Here is a 23,724-nt window from a genome sequence, read left to right as displayed (position 1 = left end):
TGCCGAACACTCCCGCATCCTCCGGCAGTTGAGACTTCGTGCCTATCAGTCCGGGTTCCACGACGCGTCAGCGTAGCGGGGGGTGCGGGACCTTGGTCCCGAAACGGACGGACTTACGTCCCTGGTGGGGACGGGGGCGGTGACAAGTCGCACAGGGGGTTCGGGCCCTACTACGCCCGATAGCAGGTCGCGGGTGCGGGGTGGTGCGTGGCTGGGCCGGATTCCGTCGGTGATCGATACGGCTTTGGGTAGTAGATGGGCGTTTTGGGGCGGGGTGGGGGTTCGGGTTACCAAGTTCTGGCTCGTTTTGCGCCTGCCCGTATATCCGTTTCCGCATCCGCTTCTGCGTCCGTTCCTGCCCGGAGGTATGTCCCCGTATGTCTCAGCGCACCGCTTTCCGTCTGTCCGCCGCCGTCGTGGGGGCGGGTGTGGGAGTCGCGGCCCTGCTGGGTACGGGGGCGGCCGTGGCGGCCGGTGCGGACGCTCCTGGCCTGACCGGTCCGGCCGCCGGGGTGGCCGCGCAGGCTGCCGCGCAGGCCAAGGCGGCCGTGCAGGCCAAGGAGGCGGCGGCGAAGAAGGCCGCGGTGTGGGTGGACCCGGTGGACTCGTACACGCTCAGCGCGACGTTCGGCAGCGGTGGGTCGATGTGGGCGCATCGGCACTCGGGGCAGGACTTCGCGGTGCCTGTCGGTACGCCGGTCAAGGCCGTGCACGCGGGTGTCGTCGTCAAGGCCGGGCCCGGTGGCGGGGGTGACGGTCCCGCGTACGGGAACGCCGTGGTGATTCGGCATGCCGATGCCACGTATTCGCAGTACGCGCATCTGTCGCGGGTCGATGTGCGGGTGGGGGAGGCGGTGGTCACGGATCAGGTGATCGCGCTGTCCGGTAACACCGGGAACTCCAGTGGGCCGCATCTGCACTTCGAGGTGCGGACCACGGCGGATTACGGCTCCGCCGTTGATCCGGTTGCCTTTCTGCGGGCCGAGGGTGTCACCGTCTGACCCTCGTCTGCGGGCCGTGCGTGGCTGGTCGCGCAGTTCCCCGCGCCCCTTACGGGGCGCTGCTGCCGTCGCCGCTGTGCGCCTGCGTCACCAGGTCGATCGCTACCTCCAGGATCGCCTTGCGCTTTTCCTCCGGGTCGCCCTCCAGGTCTCGTAGGGCGTGCATGCCCACGTGCATGGAGAAGAGGGCTGTGAAGCAGCGGATCTGGTCGGTCAGGGGGGCGCCCGGGTCCTTCAGGAGCTCGACCATCGCCAGCACGCGGTCCTTGAAGTTCTCGCCGATCGAGAGTTCACGGACCGTTGCCTGATTCTCCTGCATGAAGCGGAAGATGGGGGCCGCGTCGATGAGGGCGTCGCTGTAACGTCGCAGGAGCTCGATCTTGGAATCCAAGGTCTGGGGCTGGGTCCTGCCCCATTCCAGGAGTTCGTCCATGGGTGTGGTGAGGTCCTGAAAGACGCTCACCAGGATGTCTTCCTTGGTTTTGAAGTGGTAGTAGAGCGCGGCCTTGGTGACATCGAGGCGTTCCGCGATCTCCCGCAGTGAGGTCTTCTCGTACCCCTGCTCGCCGAAGAGCTCCAGGGCCACGTCCTGGATCCGCTGGCGGGTGTTGACCCGCCGGCGAGGGTTTCCACTGGTCATCGAGCTCTCCCGAAAACTTACTTGACGCCCGGCTAGTGAGGGGTCTACTTTCCCCAGTGTAGTAGTAACTAGCCGGGCGGCAAGTAAGTGTCGGGCAGGGGAGTGGGAAACATGGCTGAACAGATACCTATGGAGGCCGGTGCCGGACCGGTGGCTCCACCGGCGGGACCCAAGCAGCGCAGTGTGCGGGTGGTCCTGCTGGCCCTGATGATCGCGATGCTCCTCGCGATGCTCGACAACATGATCGTGGGCACCGCGATGCCCACCATCGTCGGTGACCTCGGCGGTATGGCGCACCTGTCGTGGGTGGTCACCGCGTACACGCTGGCCACCGCCGCCTCCACGCCCATCTGGGGCAAGCTCGGCGACATGTACGGCCGCAAGGGCGCGTTCCTCAGCTCCATCGTGGTCTTCCTGATCGGCTCCGCGCTCAGTGGAATGGCCCAGGACATGGGCCAGTTGATCGGGTTCCGGGCGATCCAGGGCCTCGGCGCCGGCGGTCTGATCGTCGGTGTCATGGCGATCATCGGCGAGCTGATTCCGCCGCGTGAGCGGGGCAAGTACCAGGGCATGATGGCCGGTGTCATGGGCATCGCCATGATCGGCGGCCCGCTGGTCGGCGGCTCCATCACCGACCACCTCGGCTGGCGCTGGTCGTTCTACATCAACCTGCCGCTCGGCGTGGTCGCGCTCGCGATGGTGACGGCCGTACTGCATCTGCCGAAGAAGAAGTCCAAGCCGAAGATCGACTACCTCGGTACGGTGCTGCTGACCGTCGGGATCACCGCGATCGTGCTGGTCACGACGTGGGGCGGGACGGAGTACGCCTGGGGCTCGGCCCGGATCATGGAGCTGATCGCTCTCGGCGTCGCGTCGCTCGTCGGGTTCTTCTTCGTCGAGACCAAGGCCGCCGAGCCGATCGTGCCGCTGCACATCTTCCGCAGCCGCAACTTCTCGCTGATGGCGGGGATCGCGTTCATCACCGGGTTCGTGATGTTCGGCGCGGTGCTGTTCCTGCCGCTGTACCAGCAGTCCGTGCAGGGTGCTTCGGCGACCAACTCCGGTCTGCTGCTGCTTCCGATGCTGCTGTCGATGACGGTCGTCTCGCTCTTCGCGGGCCGCGTCACGACGTCGACGGGCCGCTACAAGGCGTTCCCGATCGTGGGCAGCATCCTGGTGGCGGTCGGCATGTACCTGCTGTCGACGATGGGCACCGACACGACCCGGCTCACGTCCGGTCTGTACATGGCGATCCTGGGTGCGGGCATGGGCTGCCTGCTCCAGATCACCATGCTGGTGGCGCAGAACAGTGTGGAGCTGCGGGACATCGGCGTCGGGTCCTCGACCAGCACGCTCGCCCGTACGCTCGGCTCGTCGTTCGGTGTCGCCATCATGGGCGCGCTGTTCAACAGCCGGGTGCAGGACGAGATGACCGCGCGCGGTGGCGCCGGGGTGACCGAGAAGTCCGCTCAGCTGAACGCGGCGAGCCTGGCGAAGCTGCCGCCGGCCCTTCGGGAGGCTTACCAGCACGCCGTGTCGTCCGGTACGCATGGGGCGTTCCTGCTGGGCGCGGTGGTTGCGCTGGGGGCGCTGGGGGCGGCGCTGTTCGTGAAGGAGGTGCCGCTGCGGGGGGCTGGGCCGAAGCCGTCTGGCGATGCGCCGGAGCCGGGTGTGGCTGCGGTGCCGGACGCGGTGCCTGCGGCTCCTGGTGCCGGTGCGGCTGCGGCCACGGTGCCGGACGCGGCCCCGACCTCGGCGTCGGCTCCCGAATCCGCGGACCGCACGGACGTACACGAGAAGGTCTGACCCCTCCTCCCCGCCCAGCCCGAAGGCCCCCGGAACCTGTCCTCCGGGGGTCTTCGTTGTGGATTCCCCACCCCACCCCGCCCCTTCCCGGCTGTGACATTTTGCGGCTCCGCCGCGTGGCCTGGGCGGGCGGCCGGGTTCGTCGGCTGCCGGGGGCGTAGCCCCCGGGCAACCCCCTTCACCCCCACCCACCCCCGGAGGGTTTCGGGAAGGGGCGGGGTGGGGGCCCAAGGGCGCGAGCCCGCGACGGGCCGCAGGGGGACCACGTACCGGTCCGGCCTGGGACCACCTACCGGTCCGGACTACTGCCCCGGCAACACCGGAAAGCTCCCCGTCGCCGTCGGGGCATGCTCCGGGAGCCAGAGGACCGCGATCGCTCCGCTCGTCGTCGCGGTGCCCGTGCCCTCCGGCGCCGCGTTGCGGAACGTCAGGCGGGCGCCGAGCACCTTCGCCTGGCCCGCCGCGATCGTCAGGCCCAGGCCGTGCCCGTGGCCCGCCCGGTCGCTGCTGCCGGTGCGGAAGCGGCTGGGGCCCTCGCGCAGGAGGGCCTCCGGGAAGCCGGGGCCGTGGTCGCGGACGCGGACCACGCGGCCCTCGACCGTGACCTCCACCGGCCCCTTGCCGTGCTTCGCCGCGTTGCCGAGCAGGTTGCCCAGGATCCGCTCCAGGCGGCGCGGGTCCGTGTTCACCCAGGATTCGTGGACCACCCTGACCGTTACGTCGGGGTCGAGGAGCGCGACGCGGCGGCTGACGAATTCGCCGAGCGCGATCTCCTGGAGCTCCGCCCGCTCCGACGCGCTGTCCAGGCGCGCCACCTCCAGCACGTCCTCCACCAGCGTCCGCATCGCCTGCGCCCGGTTGCGTACGAGCTCGGTGGGGCGGCCGGGGGGCAGCAGTTCCGCCGCCGTCAGCAGGCCCGTCACCGGGGTGCGCAGTTCGTGCGCGATGTCGGCGGTGACGCGGCGCTCGGCCTCCAGGCGCTCCTGGAGCGCGTCCGTCAACGCGTCCACCGCGCGCGCCAGTTCATCGGTCTCGTCGCGTACGACGCCGCCGATCGCGTCCCGTACCCGTACGTCCGTATGGCCTTCGGCGACCTTCGTCGCCGCCGCCGCGGCCTTGCGCAGGCGGCGCGAGATCTGGCCGCCGATGAGGATGCCGAGCGCGCAGCCGCCGAAGACGACCGCGACCGAGCCGATGACGAGGGCGCGGTCGAGGTCCGATATGACGTTGGAGCTGCGGTCGGTGAACGTGCTGTGCAGCGACAGGATGTCGCCGTTGCCGACCGGCACGGCCGCCCAGATGTCCGGCACGCCGCTCTTCGGCTCGTGCACGGACGTGGCCCGCCGGCCCGCTTCCGCCTTGGCCTTCAGGTCGGGCGGCAGCTTGGGGTCGTTGAGCTTGGCGCCGAACCGGGTCTGCTTGCTCGTCTCGTAGATCCGCTGCGCGAAAAGCACCCGGTCGAGCTGGAGGTCGCGCGCGTTGTCGAGCATCGAGACCCGCGCGGCGTTGTGCACGACCAGGCTCAGCGCCATCACGGTGAGCGCGCCGACGGCGGTGATGGCGATGCTGATCTTCCAGCGGACACCGGTCCGCAAGGCGGGGCGCCTCACGCGCGCCTCCCGCCCTCGGGGCACACCATCCGCCTCACGCCTTCAGTTTGTAGCCGAAGCCACGTACGGTCTCGATCCGGTCCTGGCCGATCTTCGTGCGCAGCCGCTGCACATGCACGTCCACCACCCGGGTGTCGCCGCCCCAGCCGTAGTCCCAGACCCGCTCCAGGAGCTTGTCGCGGGAGAGCACGGTACCGGGGGCGGAGGAGAACTCCAGGAGCAGCCGCATCTCGGTCGGGGTCAGCGCGACCGTCTCGCCGCCCTTGCGGACCTCCATGCCCTCGGTGTCGACCTCCAGGTCGCCGAAGGCGAGAAGGCCCTGCTCGGTGTCCGCCTCGGCCTCGGCGGAGCCCGCACCCGGCCCGCCCGCGTGCCCGAAGCGGCGCAGCACCGCACGGATCCGGGCGACCAGGACGGCCCCGTCGAACGGCTTGGTCACGTAGTCGTCCGCGCCCGCCTCCAGGCCCAGGACCACGTCGATGGAGTCCGCGCGCGCGGACAGCATGATCACCGGGACGGTGGACTCGTCGCGGATACGGCGGCACAGGCTCACGCCGTCGAGCCCCGGCAGCATCACGTCGAGCAGCGCGATGTCCGGCTGGTCGGCGCGGAACGCCTCCAGGCCGGACAGGCCGTCGGGCATCGCGGTCACGGTGAAGCCGTCGCGCTCCAGCGCGAGCTGGGTGGCTTCACGGATGACGTCGTCGTCCTCGACGAACAGGACATGGGTCTCGGCCATCGTGCTGCTCTCAGTTCCTCGGCGTGCGCTTGCCTGCTGCGTACGGGTGCGGTCAGGGCGAGGCCGGTACGGGTGCCTCGGTGCCCTCGTCGTTGCCTACCGCCTTGCTGAAGTCGTTCTCCACCTGGTCGTGCTGGGCGAACTTGGTGCCCGCCCAGCGGTACGTGGTCACGATCTCACTGGAGGCGAACGCCGGCTTGTCGCCCTTGGCGTACATCTGCCGGGTCACCACCAGGTCGCCCCGGTCGATCTCCGCGTAGACCGGCGCGTCCTCGGAGGTGAAGACATTGTCGTACGAGGAGCCGTCCGCGCGATACACATACGAGCCGAGTCCCACCGCGTCGCCGCAGGTCATCACGTTGACCACGACGTCCTGGCCGGTCGCGCCGGTCAGATGGCCGTAGCTGACGTCGATCGGGTACTCGCTCTTCACGCAGGGCTTCAGATCGGCCTTCACGCGCTCGCTGACCTTGGGGTCGGCCTTGAGCAGCTGCACCGCGTTGACCTTCTTGAAGGGCGCCTCGGTGGTCGCGGTCGGCGACGGGGTGGCGTGGCTCACCTTGTCGGTGTGCGCCTCGCCCTCGTCGCGCGTTCCGGTACCGCCCGTGGAGCACCCGGCGGCGAGCAGCCCGAAGGCGGCGAGCCCGGCCATCGCCGTGGTACCCGCCGCCAGTACGCCCCCTCTGCCCCTGCCTAGGCCGCGCACCGCTCCCGCCCCTTTTCGTCGAGCTCGTCACGGGCGGCCCGCCGGTCGGCCTGGCGGCCCACCCGGCCCTGTCCCTCCGCGTTGCCCAGAGCGTGGAAGTCCAGCTCGCGGCTCTCCAGCTCCTGCCGGAGCCGGGCCAGCGCCCGGTGCAGCGTGCTCTTGACGGTACCCGCCGACATCCCGAGGGCTGCGGCGGTCTCCTCCGTGCTCATCTGCTCCCAGTGTCGCAGCACGACGACGCTGCGCTGCTTGGGAGCCAGGACCTTGAGGACGTCCATCAGCAGGGCGCGGTCGGCGCGCTGCTCGGAGCCGTCCTCGATGCGCGCGTCGGGCATCGTCTCGGTGGGCACCTCTTCGAGCTTGCGGGCGCGCCACCACTCGGTGCGGGTGTTGATCATGACGCGGCGCAGGTAGGCGTCGGCGAGCGCCTTGTCGGCGATGCCGTCCCAGCGGCCGTACGTACGGGCCAGCGCGGTCTGGAGCAGGTCCTGCGCGTCGACAGGGTCCGGGACGAGCCGACGGGCGCTGCGCAGCAGGGCCTCCTGCCGGGTACGCACGTACTCCTCGAACTCCAGCACCTCACCCTGCGCCATGCTCAACCGCCTCCGTCCCCGTGACTGTCCTGCTCGTCCTGCTGGTCGCTTACCTGACTGAACCTACGGACGGTCTGTCACGGGCCTGTGCGGGAGAGCCGTCGGGCGGCGCACGGAGAGCCATCGGTTGTGTAACAGCGCAGGTTTGGCCCGTGTTTTCAAGGGGTATGGGGCTTTTCCAGCCTGACGCGGGCTGTGACACAGGGGTCGCGGTGTTACGTGCGTGGCAGGCGCTGCGGTCTTATGTAACGGCAGCGCGGTTACGTCAGCGGCAGCCGGTAGACCCCGCCCGCGAGCGGCTCCACGAGGCCGTCGGCGACCAGCCCGTCAAGGGCGCGCGCCCGCTGCACCGGTTCGTGCCACACCGCGTCGAGCTCCGTCTGCGGGACGGGCTCCACGGCCTCCCGCAGCACGGCGAGCAGCTTGCCGCGCACCTGGCGGTCCGTACCGGCGTACGTCTGGCCGCGGCGCGGCGGGCCGTCGTGGGCGGGCTTGCCGGCCAGCTGCCAGGCGCAGCGCGCGGCGATCGGGCACCGCGCGCAGTCCTCGTTGCGCGCTGTGCACACCAGGGCGCCCAGCTCCATGGAGGCGGCCGCCCAGCGGGCCGCGCGGGCGTCGTCGTCGGGCAGCAGGACGCGGGCCAGGCGCCGCTCGGCGGCGGTGGTGGCGTTCGGCGGGTACTGGACGCCGGTGACGGCCCGTGCGAAGACCCGGCGGACGTTGGTGTCGAGCACCGCGTGGCGCTGCCCGAAGGCGAAGGAGGCGACGGCGGCCGCCGTGTACTCGCCGACGCCGGGCAGCGCGAGCAGCCGGGCGTGGTCGGGCGGCACCTCGCCGCCGTGCCGTTCCGTTATCGCCACGGCGGCCCCGTGCAGCCGCAGCGCGCGGCGCGGGTAGCCGAGGCGCCCCCAGGCCCGCACGGCCTCGCCCGGGGCGTCGGCGGCCAGGTCGGCGGGGCGCGGCCAGCGGGCCAGCCACTGCTCGTACACCGGCAGCACCCGGCTCACCGGCGTCTGCTGGAGCATGAACTCGCTGACCATCACCCCCCAGGCACCGGCCTCGGGGCGGCGCCAGGGCAGGTCGCGCGCGTGCTGGTCGAACCACCCGATGACGGGGGTGTGAAGGGCGGCGGGGGAGACCGTGTCGAGGTCGGTCGTCGGCATCGTCGTCATGGCACCCCCGATCCTGGCATGGAACGGGGGTGCGGTGGGTGGCCCTAGCGGCGGGCGTGGAGAGGGGCGCCGGGACCGGCGAACCAGGCGGCCGCGCCTGCCCGGCCCGTACGCATCGACTCGACCAGCGAAGTGACCGGCCGTGTACCGACCTTGGCCACCAGGAACGCCATGGCGGTACCGAGGATCAGTCCCACCGCGACGTCGTGCGGGTAGTGCACGCCGACGTACACCCGCGAGAACGCCATGAGCAGCGCCATCGGGACGGTCAGCCGCCAGATGCGCGGCCAGGCGATCGCGAGCGCGACGGCGGCGGCGCCCGCGATGGTGGCGTGGTTCGAGGGGAACGACCAGTCGCCGTTGGCCGGACAGGTGATCAGGGGCGCAGCGGCCCCCTTGACGGCCCGGCACGGCCGTTCCTCGTGGATCAACGACTTGATCACCTCGGCGCAGAGGTACGCGGCGGCAGTGGCCAGTGGGGCGAGCAGAGCCAGCGCCATCGCCGACGAACCGTCCCGGCGGGCCCGCCACCAGCCGGCGACGAACAGCACGCCGAACAGGACAAGGCCCACCTCCGTCCAGAGCTCGAAGAGGTGCTGCAGCCACGAGGGCGTGTCGTGGGCGAAGTCGGTGACGTCGCGATAGAGGTTGCTGTCCATGGTGACGGACAGTATGGAACATCCACTTCCGGAATGATGATCCGGAAAAGTTGAGAAGGGTGAGCGGCGGGTGGGGCGGGAGTTGCGCCGGAACTCTCGTAGAGTTTCGTCCGTGGGATCTCTGCGCAATCCGGTCGGGCCGCTTCCCTCCTCCATCTACTGGCGACGGAGGGCAGTCGCGCTGTCCCTGCTCGCGCTGGCGGTGATCCTGATCCTGTGGGCCGTCAGTTCCGGTGGCGGAGGCGGCGGTAAGGGCACGAGCAACGACAAGGGCGCCCACCCGGCCCCCTCGATCACGCCCGGCCCGAGCGGCTCGGGTCCCGCGATCAGTACGGCGCCGGGGGGACGGGACGAGTCGCCCGGAGGTTCCGGCAGCGGCGGCGGTTCCGGTTCGGGCGGTTCCGCTTCCTCCTCCGGCGGTACGGGTGGCTCGTCCGACGGGAGCGGCAACGGCGGTACGGACGGGGGCGGTTCGGGGTCCGGTGGGTCCGGCGGCTCCGTGGCGCACCAGGTGCCGGCCGGTTCCACGCTGCCGACCTGTGCGCCGGGTCAGCTGAAGCTGTCGGTGCGCAGCGTGAAGAACGCGTACGCGCCCGGCGAGAAGCCCAAGCTCGAACTCGCCCTCCAGAACACGGCGTCCTCGACCTGCAAGGCGGATCTCGGGCCGGCGAGTGCGGTGCTGGTGGTGACGGACTCCTCCGACGCGAAGGTGTGGGCGTCGGACGACTGCCCGATCGGGTCGGGGAGCGTGCTGTTCCAGGTGCCGGGTTCGTCGACGATCACTCACACCGTGGAGTGGGACCGGACCCGCAGCGCCGCCCACTGCGCGACGCCCCCGCCGGGCACGCCGGGCCCGGGCACGTACTTGGCCGAGGTGAAGGTGCCGGGCCTTGCGGTCGCCCGAGCCCCGTTCTCGCTCACGAAGGATTAGCTCCTCCCCGCCCCTTCCCGAAACTCTCCGAGGGTGGGTGGGGGCGGAGGAGGGTTTCCCGGGGGCTGCGCCCCCGGACCCCGTTTGTCCGCGGATCGTGCTGGGTTGCTCGCGCCCACGCGGCGGAGCCGCAAATCGATACAGCCCCGCGCCCCTAGGAGGGCCCGTAGGGCCCATCAAGGGGCGCGGGGAACTGCGCGAGCAACCCCCACCGACGGTCAGTCAAAGAACCCGGCTGCCCGCCAGGGGCTTTCGGGAAGGGGCGGGGAGGGGCATCAAAACCCCGCCCAGCTAGACGTACCGCTCCAGGATGGAAGACTCCGCCAACCGCGACAGGCCCTCGCGGACGCTGCGCGCACGCGCCTCGCCGACGCCGTCGACCGTCTGAAGGTCGTCCACGGACGCGGCCAGCAGCTTCTGAAGGCCGCCGAAATGCTCCACCAGCCGCTCGATGATCGCGCCAGGCAGACGCGGAACCTTCGCCAGGAGCCGGTACCCCCGAGGGGACACCGCCGAGTCCAGCGTCTCGGGCGACCCGCTGTACCCCAACGCCCGCGCCACTATGGGAAGTTCGAGCAGCTCCGCATGGGTGAGGTCGTTCAGCTCGGTCAAAGCCTCCGCGACCGTACGCGACCGCTTCGCCGTGGGCTCGGGCACATAGTCCCGCACCACCAGCTCCCGCTCGGGCTCGACCCCGGCGATCAGCTCGTCGAGCTGGAGGGAGAGCAGCCGACCGTCGGTGCCCAACTCCACCACGTACTCGGCGATTTCCGTGGCGATCCGCCGCACCATCTCAAGGCGCTGCGCGACCGCCGTGACGTCGCGGACCGTCACCAGGTCCTCGATCTCCAGGGCGGACAGCGTGCCCGCGACCTCGTCGAGGCGCAGCTTGTACCGCTCAAGCGTCGCCAGCGCCTGGTTCGCGCGGGACAGGATCGCCGCCGACTCCTCCAGGACCCGCCGCTCCCCGTTCACGTACAGCGCGATCAGGCGCATGGACTGGGAGACCGAGACGACCGGGAAGTTGCACTGCTTGGAGACCCGGTCCGCCGTGCGGTGGCGGGTGCCGGTCTCCTCGGTGGGGATGTCCGCGTCCGGGACCAGCTGCACCCCGGCCCGGTGGATCTTGGTGATGTCCTTGTCCAGGACCAGCGCGCCGTCGAGCTTGCACAGCTCGCGCAGCCGCGTCGCCGCGAACTCGACGTCCAGGACGAACCCGCCCGTACACATCGAGTCGACGGTCTTGTCGAGGCCGAGGACGATCAGGCCGCCCGTGTTGCCCCGGAGGATGCGCTCCAGGCCGTCGCGGAGTGCGGTGCCGGGCGCGACGGCGCTCAGCGCGGCACGCATCAGCGCTTCATTGCCGGAGCCTGTGCCGGACTTGCCGGATCCCGCTGCCCGGTCGTTGGCTGCCACTGCACTCCTCCGGTCGCAGACGTTCGACGGCAAAGTCTACCGGCGCTCTTCCTCCCCCCGTGGGGCCTCGGCGCGACGTCCGCGCGGGAGCACCCGCAGCGCGTCCCCCATGTCGGCGACTTCCGTGACCTTCATACCGGCCGGGACCTTCCCCGGGTCGGACGGCACGAGCGCGTGCGTGAAGCCCAGGCGGTGGGCCTCGGCGAGGCGGCGCTGGACGCCCGTGACCCGCCTGACCTCGCCCGCGAGCCCCACCTCGCCGATCGCCACCAGGTTCTTGGGCAGCGGGGTGTCGCTCGCCGCCGACGCCAGTGCGAGGGCGATCGCCAGGTCGGCGGCGGGCTCGGAGAGCTTCACACCGCCGACGGTGGCGCTGTAGATGTCGCGCTTGCCCAGCGCGCTGATCCGCCCGCGCTGCTCCAGGACCGCAAGCATCATCGAGACCCGGGAGGTCTCCAGGCCGGACGTGGTGCGGCGGGGCGAGGGGATCTGGGAGTCGACGGTGAGCGCCTGGACCTCGGCCACCAGCGGCCTGCGGCCCTCCAGGGTCACCGTCAGACACGTCCCCGGCACCGGCTCGTCCCGTCGGGTGAGGAAGAGGCCGGACGGGTCGGCCAGGCCTGTGATGCCCTCGTCGTGCAGCTCGAAGCAGCCCACCTCGTCCGTCGCCCCGTACCGGTTCTTCACGCCGCGTACGAGACGCAGGCGCGCGTGCCGGTCGCCCTCGAAGGAGAGGACCACGTCCACGAGGTGTTCGAGCAGACGAGGGCCCGCGATCGCGCCGTCCTTGGTGACATGGCCGACCAGGAGCGTCGCCATCCCGCGCTCCTTGGACGCGCGGATCAGCGCGCCCGCGACCTCGCGCACCTGCGCCATGCCGCCGGGCGCGCCGTCGATCTCCGGCGAGGCCACCGTCTGTACGGAGTCCAGGACGAGCAGGGACGGCTTGACCGCGTCCAGATGGCCGAGGACCGCGGAGAGGTCCGTCTCGGCCGCCAGATACAGATGGTCGTTGAGCGCGTTGATGCGGTCCGCGCGCAGCCGGACCTGGCTGGCGGACTCCTCGCCCGTCACATAGAGCGTGCGGTGCTCGTCGCCCGCCGCCTTCGCGGCCACGTCGAGCAGCAGCGTCGACTTGCCCACCCCCGGCTCGCCCGCGAGCAGCACCACCGCGCCCGGCACGAGCCCGCCGCCCAGGACGCGGTCCAGCTCGTCGACGCCCGTCGAGCGTGCGGTGGCCTGCCGGGCGTCCACCTGGCCGATCGGCAGCGCGGCCGTGGAGACCCGGCCCGCGGCGGTCGTACGCACAGCGGGCGCGCCGTACTCCTCGACCGTGCCCCACGCCTGGCATTCGGGGCAGCGGCCGAGCCACTTGGCGGTCGTCCAGCCGCACTCGGTGCAGCGGTAGGACGGCCGGTCCTTCGCGGATTTCGTACGGGTAGCCATGACGTCACGGTATCGGCGCCCACTGACAACGCGGTCGGGCCCCGGGCGGTGGCCCGGGCGGGGGCCTGAGAGGAAGGCAATGTTCCGCGCCGGGGAAGGCAATCCTCCGCGATGGAAGGTTGGATTCCTGTCCCCTTTTGAGGGATACATTCACCCGTAGGGAGTAAATGTGCTCAAGCGGCACCGAGGACACTGGATCCTGCGCCTACTTTCGCCGGGTGAAGAGCAGCGGTCTGGATCACCCCACGCACACCACCGGCGCACACCGGGCGCACCGTCGTGCGCCCCGGACGTTGGCGCAGCGCCCGCCCGCGCGCTACGAGGCGTATCTCGACGGCCTGTTCACGTACTGCCTGTCCGTGCTCTGCGACCACGACGAGGCGGTGCACGTCCTCGGTGATGTGCTCGCCGTCTCCGAGCGGCAGCAGGCGCGCTGCCCCGAGCCGGAGGCCGAGTGCCGGGCCTGGCTGTACGCGCTGGCGCGCTGGTCGTGTCTGCGCAAGCTCGCCGAGCGCAAACGCGCGCGTAAAGGCGCCCACACCGGCCGCGCCGAGCCGTGCGAGCAGAGCACGGCCGTGGGCGTCTCCGCAGAGGAGGCCGAGCGGCGCCGTCGCGAACTGGCCCTGCTCGCCTGGCCCGAGGCCGCCGGCACCACGCCCGAGCAGCGCGAGGCCCTGGAGCTCGCCGTGCGCCATCAGCTCGGCGCGCGCGAGGTCGCCTCCGTGCTCGGCATGAACTACCCGGCCGCCCGCGAGCTGCTCGCCGCCGGCGCCTGCGAGGTCGAGCGGACCCGGGCCGCGCTCGCCGTCGTCGAGACCGGCGGCTGCCCGTCGGTGGCCCGGCTCACCGGCGACCACCAGGTGCTGCTCTCGGCCGCCTTGCGCCGTGAACTCGTACGCCATGTCGACGACTGCCCGCGCTGCCGCCGGGCCGCCGAGCGGGCGGGCGCCGCCGGGCCCTGGCCGGGCTCCTCGGTGACCCCGGCCGCGCTGCCGCTCGCCGAGGCGCCGCGCGCGGCCGCGTACACGGCGATGCTCCATGTGCCCAGGACCCGCGCGGGCGCGCCCCGCTTCGACCGGGCCGGGTTCCCGATGGACCCCAAGGACCGCGCGGCCCGCAGAGACCGGCTGCGCGCGCGTGCCGTGACGACCACGGTGGTGGCGACGGTCGTGGCGGCCCCCGCGTTCGCGCTCTGGGCGGCCTACCGGGGCGCGCCCGCGACCGGCGAGACCCGCGACGGCGCCAAGATCACTGCGAGTGAGGCCGACAGCCCCGGCGGCCTGGCGGAGACCCCGTACGAGCGCTACCAGAACGCGGGCAACGCGCGCGCCGAGCCCGACCCGCGCGTCAGCACGGGCAGCCGCGCGCCCGCCGATGTCTCCGTCGAGGTGATCAGCACCGGCTCCGCCCCTGCGGGCCCGGGCGAGCTCTCCGTCTCGGCCCGCTCGGCGGGCGGTACGACGGTGCTGACGATCACCGCGACCGGCGGCTCGCCGGTGAAGTGGTCGCTGTGGACGGACGCGCCCTGGCTCACCTTCAGCCGTACGTCCGGAGTGCTGTCGCCGGGCGGAAACGTATCCGTGTACGTCGCCGTGAACCACGCGCGCGAGCCGCACGGCTACTGGTCGGCGCGGCTCGGCGTGACGCCCTCGGGCACGGTCGTGCGGATCACCGGGGAGGGCGCCTGGCCCACCCCGCCGTCCTCGCCGTCCTCCTCGGCCCCCGGGACACCGTCGACGCCGAGTCCGACGCCGACCCGGCAGCCGCCCACGCCGACGCCGACCCCGACGTCCGCCTCGCCCACCCCGAGCCCGCCGTCCCCGACCCCGTCGGCCTCGTCCGCACCGGCCTCGCCGAGCCTGTCGGACACGGCGTCGGCACCGCAGACGTCGTCACGGACGGGCCCGCCATGAGGCAGCCCGTAATGAGCCGCCGCCCGTCAGCGCGCCGGGTCCGCCGGGTGCGGGGCCACCAGCGGCAGCGAGGACGCCAGGCGCGCCTCACAGAGCCCCACAAGGACCTCGTACGCCTTCTTGCCCATCAGCTCGGTCAGCTCCGGCCGGTAGGTGACATAGACGGGCTCGCCCGCGCCGTGCGCCGAGGTCGCCGAGGTGCACCACCAGTGCAGGTCGTGGCCGCCCGGCCCCCAGCCGCGCCGGTCGTACTCGCCGATCGAGATCTGCAGCACGCGCGTGTCGTCCGGCCGGTCGATCCAGTCGTACGTACGGCGCACCGGCAGCTGCCAGCAGACGTCCGGCTTGGTCTCCAGCGGCTCCTTGCCCTCGCGCAGCGCCAGGATGTGCAGCGAGCAGCCCGCGCCGCCCTCGAAGCCCGGCCGGTTCTGGAAGATGCAGGAACCTTCCCACCTGCGGGTCTGCCGATCGCCGTCCTCGTCGACCTGCGTCCAGCCGGTCGTGGTGCCGATGTCGTGGAACTGCCACAGATCGGGCGTGAGCCGGGCCACGTTCTTCGCCACCCGCTTCTCGTCGTCCTCGTCCGAGAAGTGCGCGCCGAGCGTGCAGCAGCCGTCGTCGGCGCGGCCCGCCTGGATGCCCTGGCAGCCGCTGCCGAAGATGCAGGTCCAGCGCGAGGTCAGCCAGGTCAGGTCGCAGCGGAAGATCTGCTCGTCGTCGGCCGGGTCCGGGAACTCGACCCACGCGCGCGGGAAGTCGACCCCCTGCTCGTCCGCTCGCTGCTTGGGGGTCTTGGGAGCCTTGGCTTTGCCCGGCTTCGCCTTTTTCGTCTTTGGCACGGGACAAGCGTATGTCCGCGACGGCAGTAGCGTTCAGCCCATGAGACTCGGAGTCCTCGATGTGGGGTCGAATACGGTTCACCTGCTGGTGGTGGACGCGCACGCCGGTGCCGCGCCGCTGCCCGCGTACTCGCACAAGGCCGAGCTCAGGCTCGCCGAACTCCTCGACGAGGACGGTGCGATCGGACCGGAGGGCGTCGACCGGCTGGTGGCCACGATCGCCGGCGCGCTGATCGTTGCCGAGGACAAGGGTGTCGAGGAGATGCTGCCGTTCGCCACCTCCGCGGTGCGCGACGCCAGCAACGCCGACCAGGTGCTCGCCCGGGTCAAGAAGGAGACCGGCGTCGACCTCGGGGTCCTGTCCGGCGAGGAGGAGGCCCGCCTCACGTTCCTGGCGGCCCGCCGCTGGTACGGCTGGTCAGCAGGAAAACTGCTGCTTCTGGACATCGGCGGCGGCTCTCTTGAGGTCGCGTACGGCATCGACGAGGAGCCCGACGCGGCCGTCTCGCTGCCCCTCGGCGCAGGCCGCCTGACCGCCGCCTGGCTGCCGGGCGACCCGCCGGACGCCTCCGACGTACGGGCGCTGCGCCGCCACGTACGCGCGCAGATCGCCCGTACGGTCGGCGAGTTCACCCGCTCCGGCACGCCCGACCACGTGGTCGCGACCTCCAAGACGTTCAAGCAGCTCGCCCGGATCGCGGGCGCGGCCCGCTCGACCGAGGGCGTGTACGTCCAGCGCACCCTGAGCCGCAAGGCGCTTGAGGAGTGGGTGCCCAAGCTCGCGGGGATGACCGCCGAGCAGCGCGCCGGGCTGCCGGGCGTCTCCGAGGGCCGCTCGCGGCAGCTGCTCGCGGGCGCGCTCGTGGCGGAGGGCGCGATGGACCTGTTCGGGGTGGAGGAGCTGGAGATCTGCCCGTGGGCGCTGCGCGAGGGCGTCATCCTGCGGCATCTGGACCAGCTGCCGGTGGGGTGAGACCCGTGGACATGGGGGCGGGCGCGGCAGGTTCCGGCCAAGGCGGCGGTCCCCTCGCGGCCCCTCTTGTGGGTGCCCGTACGCTGTCTCCGTGGCAGAACCAGTAGTGCGCATCCCGGATGCGAAGGTCGCCCTGTCGACGGCTTCGGTCTATCCGGAGTCGACGGCGACGGCCTTCGAGATCGCCGCGCGCCTGGGGTACGACGGTGTCGAGGTCATGGTCTGGACCGACCCTGTCAGCCAGGACATCGACGCGCTGAGGCGGCTGTCGGACTACCACCAGGTGCCGATCCTGGCCGTTCACGCCCCCTGTCTGCTGATCACCCAGCGGGTCTGGTCGACCGACCCGTGGGTGAAGCTCCAGCGCGCGAGAGCCGCGGCCGAGAAGCTGGGCGCCTCCACCGTCGTGGTGCATCCGCCGTTCCGCTGGCAGCGCCAGTACGCGCGCGACTTCGTCACCGGCATCTGGCGGATGGCGGACGAGACGGACGTGCGATTCGCCGTCGAGAACATGTACCCGTGGCGCTACCGCGACCGCGAGATGCTGGCGTACGCCCCCGACTGGGACGTCACCAAGGACGACTACCGGCACTTCACGGTCGACCTCTCGCACGCCGCGACCGCCCGTACCGACGCCATGGCGCTCGTCGACCGGATGGGCGACCGGCTCGCCCATGTCCACCTCGCCGACGGCAAGGGCTCGGCCAAGGACGAGCACCTGGTCCCGGGCCGGGGCAACCAGCCGTGCGCCGAGCTCCTGGAGGGTCTGGCCCGTACCGGCTTCGACGGGCACGTCGTCATCGAGGTCAACACCCGCCGGGCCATGTCGGCCGCCGAACGCGAGGCCGACCTCGCCGAGGCGCTGGCCTTCACCCGGCTGCACCTCGCCTCCAAGGTGCGCCGGTGACCTCCGAGGCCCCCGCCCCGCGCCGCCGGGGCCGCCCCCCGCGCGCGCAGGCCGAGGCCGGGCCCGGCGCGCGCGAGCGGATCCTGGAGGCGGCGCGCGCGGAGTTCGCGCAGCGCGGTTACGACAAGACGTCCGTACGCGGCATCGCCAAGGCGGCCGGGGTCGACGCGGCGCTCGTCCACCACTACTTCGGCACCAAGGACGAGGTGTTCGAGGCGGCGGTCGAGATGACCCTGGAGCCGGTCCAGCTCGTGCCGCTGGTACTCGGCGCCGAGGACGACATCGACGGCGTCGGCGAGCGCCTGGCCCGCTACTTCATCGGCGTCTGGGAGAACCCCGCCACGCGCGCGCAGCTGCTGGCCGTCTTCCGCTCGGCCCTCACGCACGAGGCCGCGGCGAAGGTGCTGCGCGCGTTTGTGCTGCGGCGGGTCCTGGAGCGGGTGGCGGCGGATCTGAAGGTCCCCGACGCCCGGCTGCGAGCGGAGCTCGCCGCCTCCCAGATGGTCGGCATCGCGGTCCTGCGCTACGTCATCAAGGTCGAGCCCTTGGCGTCGGCGGACCCGGAGGAGATCGTACGGATGGTGTCACCGACGCTTCAGCGGTATCTGACGGACCCGGGCTAGCTCGACCGTTGCGGTCCGCCGCTGCGGGCCAGCGTGCCGCTACGTCCCCCCTAGCTGCGGGCAATCGTGCCGCTGGGGCGGCACCCCGTCCCCGCCGGGCTGCGCACCCCCTGTTCGGACCCCACCCCGCCCCTTCCCGAAACTCTCCGAGAGGTCGTTCGGCTGCGGACCGGTGGGGGCTGGTCGCGCAGTTCCCCGCGCCCCTTGCGGGGACGGGGAGCCGCCCCCGAAAGCCTCCGGCAGCGGGACCGCGTCCCGCGATCCGGACGCACTGTCCAGATCTTGGAGGCGGGGCGTAGGCTCGAAGGGGTCACACCACAACGAGGAGACGAGCGACAATGCCCGAGCTGAGGTCCCGCACCGTCACCCACGGCCGCAACATGGCGGGCGCCCGCGCCCTGATGCGCGCCTCGGGCGTAGCCGGCGCGGACATCGGCAAGCCGATCATCGCGGTGGCGAACAGCTTCACCGAGTTCGTCCCCGGGCACACCCACCTCGCCCCCGTCGGCCGCATCGTCTCCGACGCGATCCTGGCGGCCGGAGCCGTGCCCCGCGAGTTCAACACCATCGCGGTCGACGACGGCATCGCGATGGGCCACGGCGGCATGCTCTACAGCCTCCCCTCCCGCGACCTGATCGCGGACAGCGTGGAGTACATGGTCGAGGCGCACTGCGCGGACGCGCTGATCTGCATCTCCAACTGCGACAAGATCACCCCGGGCATGCTGATGGCCGCGATGCGCCTCAACATCCCGGCCGTCTTCGTCTCCGGCGGCCCGATGGAGGCCGGCCAGGCCACCCTCGTCGACGGCACGGTCCGCAAGCTCGACCTGATCAACGCGATCAGCGACGCGGTCAACGAGAACGTCTCCGACGAGGACATCCTCCGTATCGAGGAGAACGCCTGCCCCACCTGCGGCAGCTGTTCCGGCATGTTCACCGCCAACTCGATGAACTGCCTGACGGAGGCCATCGGCCTGAGCCTGCCCGGCAACGGCTCGGTCCTGGCCACCCACACCGCCCGCCGCGCCCTGTACGAGAACGCGGCCCGCACGGTCGTCGACATCACCAAGCGGTACTACGAGGACGACGACGCGTCCGTGCTGCCGCGCTCCATCGCCACGCGCGCGGCGTTCGAGAACGCGATGGCGCTCGACATCGCCATGGGGGGCTCCACCAACACGATCCTGCACCTGCTCGCCGCCGCGCAGGAGGCCGAGCTGGAGTACGACCTCAAGGACATCGACGCGGTGTCGCGCCGGGTCCCGTGCCTGGCCAAGGTCGCGCCCAACGTGGCGCCCTCGACCACGTACTACATGGAGGACGTGCACCGCGCGGGCGGCATCCCCGCCATCCTCGGCGAGCTCTACCGCGCGGGTCTGCTCAACGAGGACGTCCACACCGTCCACTCCCGCTCCATCAAGGAGTGGCTGGACGCGTGGGACGTGCGCGGCGGCTCCGCCACGCCCGAGGCCGTCGAGCTGTGGCACGCCGCTCCCGGCTGCGAGCGCTCGGCGACCGCGTTCTCCCAGTCCAAGCGCTGGGAGACGCTCGACACGGACGCGGCGAACGGCTGCATCCGCGACGCGGCCCACGCGTACTCGAAGGACGGCGGGCTCGCGGTCCTTCGCGGCAACCTCGCCGAGGACGGGTGCGTCGTGAAGACGGCCGGCGTCGACGAGTCCATCTGGACCTTCGAGGGTCCGGCGGTCGTCTGCGAGTCGCAGGACGAGGCGGTCGACAAGATCCTCCGCAAGGAGGTCAAGGAGGGCGACGTCGTCGTCATCCGTTACGAGGGCCCGAAGGGCGGCCCCGGCATGCAGGAGATGCTCTACCCGACGTCGTTCCTGAAGGGCCGTGGCCTCGGCAAGTCCTGCGCGCTGGTGACGGACGGGCGCTTCTCCGGCGGTACGTCGGGGCTGTCGATCGGCCACGCGTCGCCCGAGGCGGCGTCGGGCGGCACGATCGCGCTCGTCGAGGACGGCGACCGCATCCGCATCGACATCCCGAGCCGCTCGATCGAACTCCTGGTCCCGGAGGCCGAGTTGACGGCCCGTAGGCAGGCGCTGGGCGGCGTGTACGCCCCCAAGTCCCGCGAGCGGAGGGTCTCGGCGGCGCTGCGTGCGTACGCGGCGATGGCAACGAGTGCGGACAAGGGCGCGGTCCGGGACGTGTCGAAACTGGGCTGACGCCCAAGTCGGCCCCGCCCCGGCCCACGCCGGGGTGTTCCCCCACCCCACCCCTTCCCGAAACTCTCCGAGGGATCCGGTCGGGTGCGGACCGTGCTGGGTTGCTCGCGCCCACGCGGCGGAGCCGCAAATCGATACAGCCCCGCGCCCCCGAATGGGCCCTCCGGGCCCTCCTCAGGGGCGCGCACCGTCCCCCTCCACCGTCGCTGTGGGCATGCGTGCCGCTAGGGGCGGCACGGGTGGGCACAGCGGCAACCCGGCCCCGCCGGACTGTGCAACCCCCTGCCTCACCCCCGCGACAGCGCCCCCGTCGCAACCCCGAACACCGACCCGTCCGGCGCGCTCGCGTACACCACGGACCCGGCGAGAACCGGGGCGGGCAGGCTGGGCGCGAACGTGTTCGGCCCGCCAGCCATGCGCGGATCCGTCTGCCCCACCAGCACACCCCGAGCCGAATCCACCGCCAGCAACCGCCCGTCAGCCCCAGTGACGTACACCCGGCCCCCACCAGCCACCGGCCGAGAGGCACGGGCCGCACCCGTCTCCAGGCGCCACCGCTGCACACCCGCCCGCGCATCCACCGCGAGCAACGAACCGCCCGCCCCGAACACGTACACCGTGTCCCCGTCCACACCCGCCTGCGCCTGATCCAAGGGCGCGGCAAGCGCGGTACGGCGGACGGAACGGGTCGCGGTGTCCAGGCGTACGACAGCCGTCGTATAGCTGTCCGCGTCCGCCGCCAGCAGCGACAGCGCCGACCCAGACGCCCCCACCGGCCCCAACGCCCCCGCCAGCCGCTTGGTCCACAGCACCTTGCCGGTGCCCGGCGAGACGGCCGTGACCAGCGACGACGCCGCGTCCTCGGACACCGCGACGGCGTACAGCGCGGTCCCGCCAGGAGCCGAAACCCACTGCGCGGTCGCCGCGGCGGGCCGCCCGTGCCAGCGCTCCTTGCCGGTGGCGCTGTCCAGGCACCGCACCTCACCGGTGCCGGTTCCGGTGAACAGTACGGATGTGTCGTCGATGCGTACGGACGCGTGCGCGGGCACCGGACGCGTCCAGCGCACCGCACCCGTCGCCGGGTCGAGCGCGTCCAGGCGCCCCGCGCCCGGCGGGACGACCAGGACGAGCCCACCCGACACGCGCGGCTCCCCGTCGTCGGACACCCGCCCCCCGACGCCCCGCGCCTTCACCGACCACAGCACCCGCCCGTCGGCCGGATCGAGCCGGGCCGCTGTAACCCCGGGCGCGGCGCAATAGAGGGCGGTCCCGGCGAGCGAGCAGGCCGGGGTGCGGTTCCCACCGCCGCCGCCCGGCAGCCGCACGGCCCACGGCTTGAACGCCGGTGCGCGATGGGCCTCCTGGCCGACGGCAGGAGCCGCTGAACCAGAATCCCCCGAAGACCAGGCCCGTACGCCCAGAACCCCACCCGTCACCACGGTCACAAGCGCGGCGGCGGCGGCCGCCCACCGGGCCCGGTGGTGCAACGGCCGGGGCGCGGACGGAACCTGCGCAGCCCGCTGATGCGTCGGAATGTCCGACGAGTCGTCACCGCCGTCGCCGGCCGCGGGCCACGGCCGCCCCGGAGCCTCCGCGGGAACCAGCGGCACCTTCTCCACCGGATTCCGGAACCGCTGCGTCGGGATGAACGCCTCCGTTCCGTACGCCGCCGACCGCAGCTCCGCCATCAGCTCGTCCGGAGTGGGCCGGTCCGCGGGCTTCTTGGCGAGACAGCTCTGCAGCAGCGGTACGAGATCGGCGGGCACCCCGGTCAAGTCCGGCTCGTTGTGGACGACTTGGTACGCCACGATGTAGTGGCTCTCCGAGTCGAACGGCCCGTTCCCGGTCGCCGCGTGCACGAGCACCGCGCCCATCGCGAACACATCGGCCTCCGGCCCGACCTCGCGCGGCGTCTGGAACTGCTCCGGCGCCATGAACGGCGGCGTCCCGATCAGCTTCCCCGTCTCGGTCCGCAGATCACTGTCGTACGGACGGGAGATGCCGAAGTCGATGACCTTCGGCCCGTCGGCGGCGAGCAGCACATTGCTCGGCTTGAGATCGCGGTGCACGACCCCGGCCCGATGGATGTCCCGCAGGGCCTCGGCGAGCCCGGCCCCGAGCCGCCGCACCTGCGACGGATCGAGCGGCCCGTTCCGCTTGACCTCCTCGGCGAGGGTCGGCCCCGGGATGTAGAGCGTCGCCATCCAGGGCCGCGCGGCCGTCGGATCGGCATCCACGACGGACGCGGTGAACGCCCCGCTCACCCGTCGCGCGGCCGACACCTCCTGCCGGAACCGCGCCCTGAACTCCGGGTCCTTGGCGTGCTCGGCGTGCACGACCTTGACGGCGAGGCGCAGCCCTGAGGCGGACGCGGCAAGACGCACCACGCCCATGCCGCCGGAGCCGAGCGTCGACTCCAGCAGATACTGCCCGGCGTACTCCGGAGGCTCGGAGCGCCCCGGATGTTCCGCTTCCGGCCCCGGCCCCGTGCTGCGCAGCGGCGGCATCGCCCACCCCCGTGTGTTCGTCCCCGAGCGCGACGCTCGGAGCCTAGTCGATGATGCGTACGAGCCCCGAAGGGCTTGCTAGCCTGCGGGTCGCGTGCGGGGTGCGTACGCACAGTGACGCCTGTGGGCGCCGATGGGGGAGATACAGATGACTGGTGACGAGCTCGCGGGTGCGGACACCGAGGTCGCGGGTATGGCGGCGGACGCGGCCACGCGGCGCTACCCGGTGGCGCCCGACACGCACCTGAACGTCCGCAGCGGCCCGGGCACGGGATACCCCGTGGTCAGGGTCCTGCCGGCCGGGGTGAGCGTCCCGATCAACTGCCAGTGCTCCGGGACGACGGTCTCCGGCCCGTACGGCACGACGGACATCTGGGACAACATCGGCAACGGCCAGTACGTGTCGGACGCGTATGTGCGGACGGGCAGCGACGGGTATGTGACGGTGACCTGCTCGTAGCGGTCCGCCGATCCAGGGGCCGCGCGGCGCTGCTCGTGGCCGTCCGGGGCCCGGGTGGGCCGTCGGGGGATAATCGACCCCATGAGCGAGCAGACCGGCGCCGGGGGCGGCCCCGAGCCCGAGCCCATCCGTTTCTTCGGCACGACCTGGGTCGGCCACGACAACGGCTACGGGCTGCGCCGCGCCGGCGTGGCCGTCGGCTCGCTGGCCACGGCGGTCGCGGCGTGCTTCGTGCTGCGCTTCGCGTATCAGGGCCTGCAGATCGCCGACACCGGCAGCTTTGTGAACGTCCTGGTCGTGGTGATGTTCGCGCTGTGCAGCGCGATGGCGTTCCGTAAGACGTACGAGGGGTTCAGCACGCGCGCGGCCGACCCCGACGCCGAGCGCAACCTCCAGGGCCTGAAGGCGATCGGCTTCGTCGGCTCGCTCCTCGCGTACTTCTTCCGCTCCCTGAAGGAGGCCCCGGGCGAGGGCCTGCGCCGCAAGGAGTACGAGGCGGCCGTGGCGGCGTACGAGCGACGCCGGGCGGGGAACCCGACGGGCCGCAAGAAGAAGCCGAAGCGGAAGTAGTGACGGGGGGAACCCCCCGACCCC

Annotated in this window: 21 protein-coding genes; 10 read left to right on the top strand and 11 right to left on the bottom strand. The window is 72.0% G+C overall.

The annotated features are described in order from the left end of the window. Positions 1–377 precede the first annotated feature (377 nt). Positions 378–1,001: a M23 family metallopeptidase gene (locus ACT1U9_RS13485; RefSeq protein ID WP_444538540.1), complete on the top strand. Its 624-nt coding sequence runs from the start codon at positions 378–380 to the stop codon at positions 999–1,001. 49 nt (positions 1,002–1,050) lie between these two features. Here the strand turns inward: ACT1U9_RS13485 and ACT1U9_RS13480 are convergent, their stop codons facing one another. Then, complete coding sequence (locus ACT1U9_RS13480) at positions 1,051–1,641, bottom strand: TetR/AcrR family transcriptional regulator (protein ID WP_444538539.1); 591 nt, start codon at positions 1,639–1,641, stop codon at positions 1,051–1,053. Positions 1,642–1,752: 111 nt separating this feature from the next. Here ACT1U9_RS13480 and ACT1U9_RS13475 point away from each other — a divergent pair, with 111 nt between their 5' ends. Continuing rightward, positions 1,753–3,447, top strand: a complete 1,695-nt coding sequence (locus ACT1U9_RS13475; protein ID WP_444538538.1) for an MDR family MFS transporter — start codon at positions 1,753–1,755, stop codon at positions 3,445–3,447. 302 nt (positions 3,448–3,749) lie between these two features. Here ACT1U9_RS13475 and cseC read toward each other — a convergent pair whose 3' ends face one another. The 6 genes from cseC to ACT1U9_RS13445 all read right to left on the bottom strand — a co-directional run bounded on the left by cseC (position 3,750) and on the right by ACT1U9_RS13445 (position 8,926). Beyond that, complete coding sequence (gene cseC / locus ACT1U9_RS13470; protein WP_444538537.1) at positions 3,750–5,057, bottom strand: two-component system sensor histidine kinase CseC; 1,308 nt, start codon at positions 5,055–5,057, stop codon at positions 3,750–3,752. Positions 5,058–5,091: 34 nt separating this feature from the next. Then, positions 5,092–5,796, bottom strand: a complete 705-nt coding sequence (gene cseB, locus ACT1U9_RS13465; protein WP_444538536.1) for a two-component system response regulator CseB — start codon at positions 5,794–5,796, stop codon at positions 5,092–5,094. Positions 5,797–5,848: 52 nt separating this feature from the next. Next, positions 5,849–6,448 carry a hypothetical protein gene (locus ACT1U9_RS13460; protein ID WP_444538535.1) on the bottom strand — a complete coding sequence of 200 codons (600 nt, stop codon included), beginning with the start codon at positions 6,446–6,448 and terminating at the stop codon, positions 5,849–5,851. Positions 6,449–6,489: 41 nt separating this feature from the next. After that, positions 6,490–7,095 carry a SigE family RNA polymerase sigma factor gene (locus tag ACT1U9_RS13455; RefSeq protein ID WP_444538534.1) on the bottom strand — a complete coding sequence of 202 codons (606 nt, stop codon included), beginning with the start codon at positions 7,093–7,095 and terminating at the stop codon, positions 6,490–6,492. 260 nt (positions 7,096–7,355) lie between these two features. Continuing rightward, on the bottom strand, positions 7,356–8,267 hold the full coding sequence (locus tag ACT1U9_RS13450) for an A/G-specific adenine glycosylase (RefSeq protein WP_444538533.1): 912 nt from the start codon (positions 8,265–8,267) through the stop codon (positions 7,356–7,358). Positions 8,268–8,311: 44 nt separating this feature from the next. Beyond that, positions 8,312–8,926 carry a phosphatase PAP2 family protein gene (locus ACT1U9_RS13445; RefSeq protein WP_444538532.1) on the bottom strand — a complete coding sequence of 205 codons (615 nt, stop codon included), beginning with the start codon at positions 8,924–8,926 and terminating at the stop codon, positions 8,312–8,314. A 112-nt stretch (positions 8,927–9,038) separates the two neighbouring features. Between ACT1U9_RS13445 and ACT1U9_RS13440 the strand changes: the two genes are divergently transcribed. Further along, a complete protein-coding gene (locus ACT1U9_RS13440; protein WP_444538531.1) occupies positions 9,039–9,857 on the top strand; it encodes a hypothetical protein in 819 nt (272 codons plus the stop codon). A 291-nt stretch (positions 9,858–10,148) separates the two neighbouring features. Here ACT1U9_RS13440 and disA read toward each other — a convergent pair whose 3' ends face one another. Further along, entirely contained in the window at positions 10,149–11,273 is a 1,125-nt protein-coding gene (gene disA, locus ACT1U9_RS13435) for a DNA integrity scanning diadenylate cyclase DisA (protein ID WP_188272952.1), read from the bottom strand. Between the two features lie 36 nt (positions 11,274–11,309). Beyond that, a complete protein-coding gene (radA, locus tag ACT1U9_RS13430; protein ID WP_444538530.1) occupies positions 11,310–12,719 on the bottom strand; it encodes a DNA repair protein RadA in 1,410 nt (469 codons plus the stop codon). Between the two features lie 218 nt (positions 12,720–12,937). Here radA and ACT1U9_RS13425 point away from each other — a divergent pair, with 218 nt between their 5' ends. After that, positions 12,938–14,632 (top strand): BACON domain-containing protein, encoded by a 1,695-nt coding sequence (locus tag ACT1U9_RS13425; protein ID WP_444538529.1) that lies wholly within the window; start codon positions 12,938–12,940, stop codon positions 14,630–14,632. Between the two features lie 26 nt (positions 14,633–14,658). On the opposite strand, the gene ACT1U9_RS13420 is transcribed toward ACT1U9_RS13425, so the two are convergent. After that, the gene (locus tag ACT1U9_RS13420) at positions 14,659–15,471 is read right to left on the bottom strand and encodes a hypothetical protein (RefSeq protein WP_444538528.1); all 813 of its coding nucleotides are present in this window, start codon (positions 15,469–15,471) and stop codon (positions 14,659–14,661) included. A 40-nt stretch (positions 15,472–15,511) separates the two neighbouring features. Between ACT1U9_RS13420 and ACT1U9_RS13415 the strand changes: the two genes are divergently transcribed. The 4 genes from ACT1U9_RS13415 to ilvD all read left to right on the top strand — a co-directional run bounded on the left by ACT1U9_RS13415 (position 15,512) and on the right by ilvD (position 20,163). After that, on the top strand, positions 15,512–16,444 hold the full coding sequence (locus ACT1U9_RS13415) for a Ppx/GppA phosphatase family protein (protein WP_444538527.1): 933 nt from the start codon (positions 15,512–15,514) through the stop codon (positions 16,442–16,444). Positions 16,445–16,535: 91 nt separating this feature from the next. Beyond that, positions 16,536–17,351: a sugar phosphate isomerase/epimerase family protein gene (locus tag ACT1U9_RS13410; protein ID WP_188272957.1), complete on the top strand. Its 816-nt coding sequence runs from the start codon at positions 16,536–16,538 to the stop codon at positions 17,349–17,351. Beyond that, entirely contained in the window at positions 17,348–17,974 is a 627-nt protein-coding gene (locus tag ACT1U9_RS13405; protein WP_444538526.1) for a TetR/AcrR family transcriptional regulator, read from the top strand. The genes ACT1U9_RS13410 and ACT1U9_RS13405 overlap by 4 nt, the downstream gene beginning before the upstream one ends. Before the next feature lie 338 nt (positions 17,975–18,312). Continuing rightward, on the top strand, positions 18,313–20,163 hold the full coding sequence (gene ilvD / locus ACT1U9_RS13400) for a dihydroxy-acid dehydratase (protein WP_444538525.1): 1,851 nt from the start codon (positions 18,313–18,315) through the stop codon (positions 20,161–20,163). A 287-nt stretch (positions 20,164–20,450) separates the two neighbouring features. Here the strand turns inward: ilvD and ACT1U9_RS13395 are convergent, their stop codons facing one another. Then, positions 20,451–22,670 carry a protein kinase domain-containing protein gene (locus tag ACT1U9_RS13395; protein WP_444538524.1) on the bottom strand — a complete coding sequence of 740 codons (2,220 nt, stop codon included), beginning with the start codon at positions 22,668–22,670 and terminating at the stop codon, positions 20,451–20,453. 148 nt (positions 22,671–22,818) lie between these two features. Here ACT1U9_RS13395 and ACT1U9_RS13390 point away from each other — a divergent pair, with 148 nt between their 5' ends. Then, positions 22,819–23,130: a hypothetical protein gene (locus ACT1U9_RS13390; RefSeq protein ID WP_444538523.1), complete on the top strand. Its 312-nt coding sequence runs from the start codon at positions 22,819–22,821 to the stop codon at positions 23,128–23,130. Between the two features lie 81 nt (positions 23,131–23,211). After that, positions 23,212–23,700 carry a hypothetical protein gene (locus tag ACT1U9_RS13385; RefSeq protein WP_444538522.1) on the top strand — a complete coding sequence of 163 codons (489 nt, stop codon included), beginning with the start codon at positions 23,212–23,214 and terminating at the stop codon, positions 23,698–23,700. Positions 23,701–23,724 lie beyond the last annotated feature (24 nt).

Origin of the sequence: Streptomyces sp. BR1 (genome assembly GCF_052373795.1) — a bacterium.
GTDB lineage: Bacteria > Actinomycetota > Actinomycetes > Streptomycetales > Streptomycetaceae > Streptomyces.
Note: the sequence above shows the minus strand (reverse complement) of the source record. Positions and strands in the feature narration are given on the sequence as shown.

What these genes read in the sequence shown, in the direction of transcription:
- ACT1U9_RS13480 (WP_444538539.1), bottom strand. Translation starts at nt 1,641, where the DNA reads ATGACCAGTGGAAACCCTCGCCGGCGGGTCAACACCCGCCAGCGGATC.
- ACT1U9_RS13390 (WP_444538523.1), top strand. Translation starts at nt 22,819, where the DNA reads ATGACTGGTGACGAGCTCGCGGGTGCGGACACCGAGGTCGCGGGTATG.
- ACT1U9_RS13475 (WP_444538538.1), top strand. Translation starts at nt 1,753, where the DNA reads ATGGCTGAACAGATACCTATGGAGGCCGGTGCCGGACCGGTGGCTCCA.
- ACT1U9_RS13445 (WP_444538532.1), bottom strand. Translation starts at nt 8,926, where the DNA reads ATGGACAGCAACCTCTATCGCGACGTCACCGACTTCGCCCACGACACG.
- ilvD (WP_444538525.1), top strand. Translation starts at nt 18,313, where the DNA reads ATGCCCGAGCTGAGGTCCCGCACCGTCACCCACGGCCGCAACATGGCG.
- ACT1U9_RS13450 (WP_444538533.1), bottom strand. Translation starts at nt 8,267, where the DNA reads ATGACGACGATGCCGACGACCGACCTCGACACGGTCTCCCCCGCCGCC.
- ACT1U9_RS13460 (WP_444538535.1), bottom strand. Translation starts at nt 6,448, where the DNA reads ATGGCCGGGCTCGCCGCCTTCGGGCTGCTCGCCGCCGGGTGCTCCACG.
- ACT1U9_RS13415 (WP_444538527.1), top strand. Translation starts at nt 15,512, where the DNA reads ATGAGACTCGGAGTCCTCGATGTGGGGTCGAATACGGTTCACCTGCTG.
- ACT1U9_RS13395 (WP_444538524.1), bottom strand. Translation starts at nt 22,670, where the DNA reads ATGCCGCCGCTGCGCAGCACGGGGCCGGGGCCGGAAGCGGAACATCCG.
- ACT1U9_RS13485 (WP_444538540.1), top strand. Translation starts at nt 378, where the DNA reads ATGTCTCAGCGCACCGCTTTCCGTCTGTCCGCCGCCGTCGTGGGGGCG.
- cseB (WP_444538536.1), bottom strand. Translation starts at nt 5,796, where the DNA reads ATGGCCGAGACCCATGTCCTGTTCGTCGAGGACGACGACGTCATCCGT.
- ACT1U9_RS13385 (WP_444538522.1), top strand. Translation starts at nt 23,212, where the DNA reads ATGAGCGAGCAGACCGGCGCCGGGGGCGGCCCCGAGCCCGAGCCCATC.
- ACT1U9_RS13455 (WP_444538534.1), bottom strand. Translation starts at nt 7,095, where the DNA reads ATGGCGCAGGGTGAGGTGCTGGAGTTCGAGGAGTACGTGCGTACCCGG.
- radA (WP_444538530.1), bottom strand. Translation starts at nt 12,719, where the DNA reads ATGGCTACCCGTACGAAATCCGCGAAGGACCGGCCGTCCTACCGCTGC.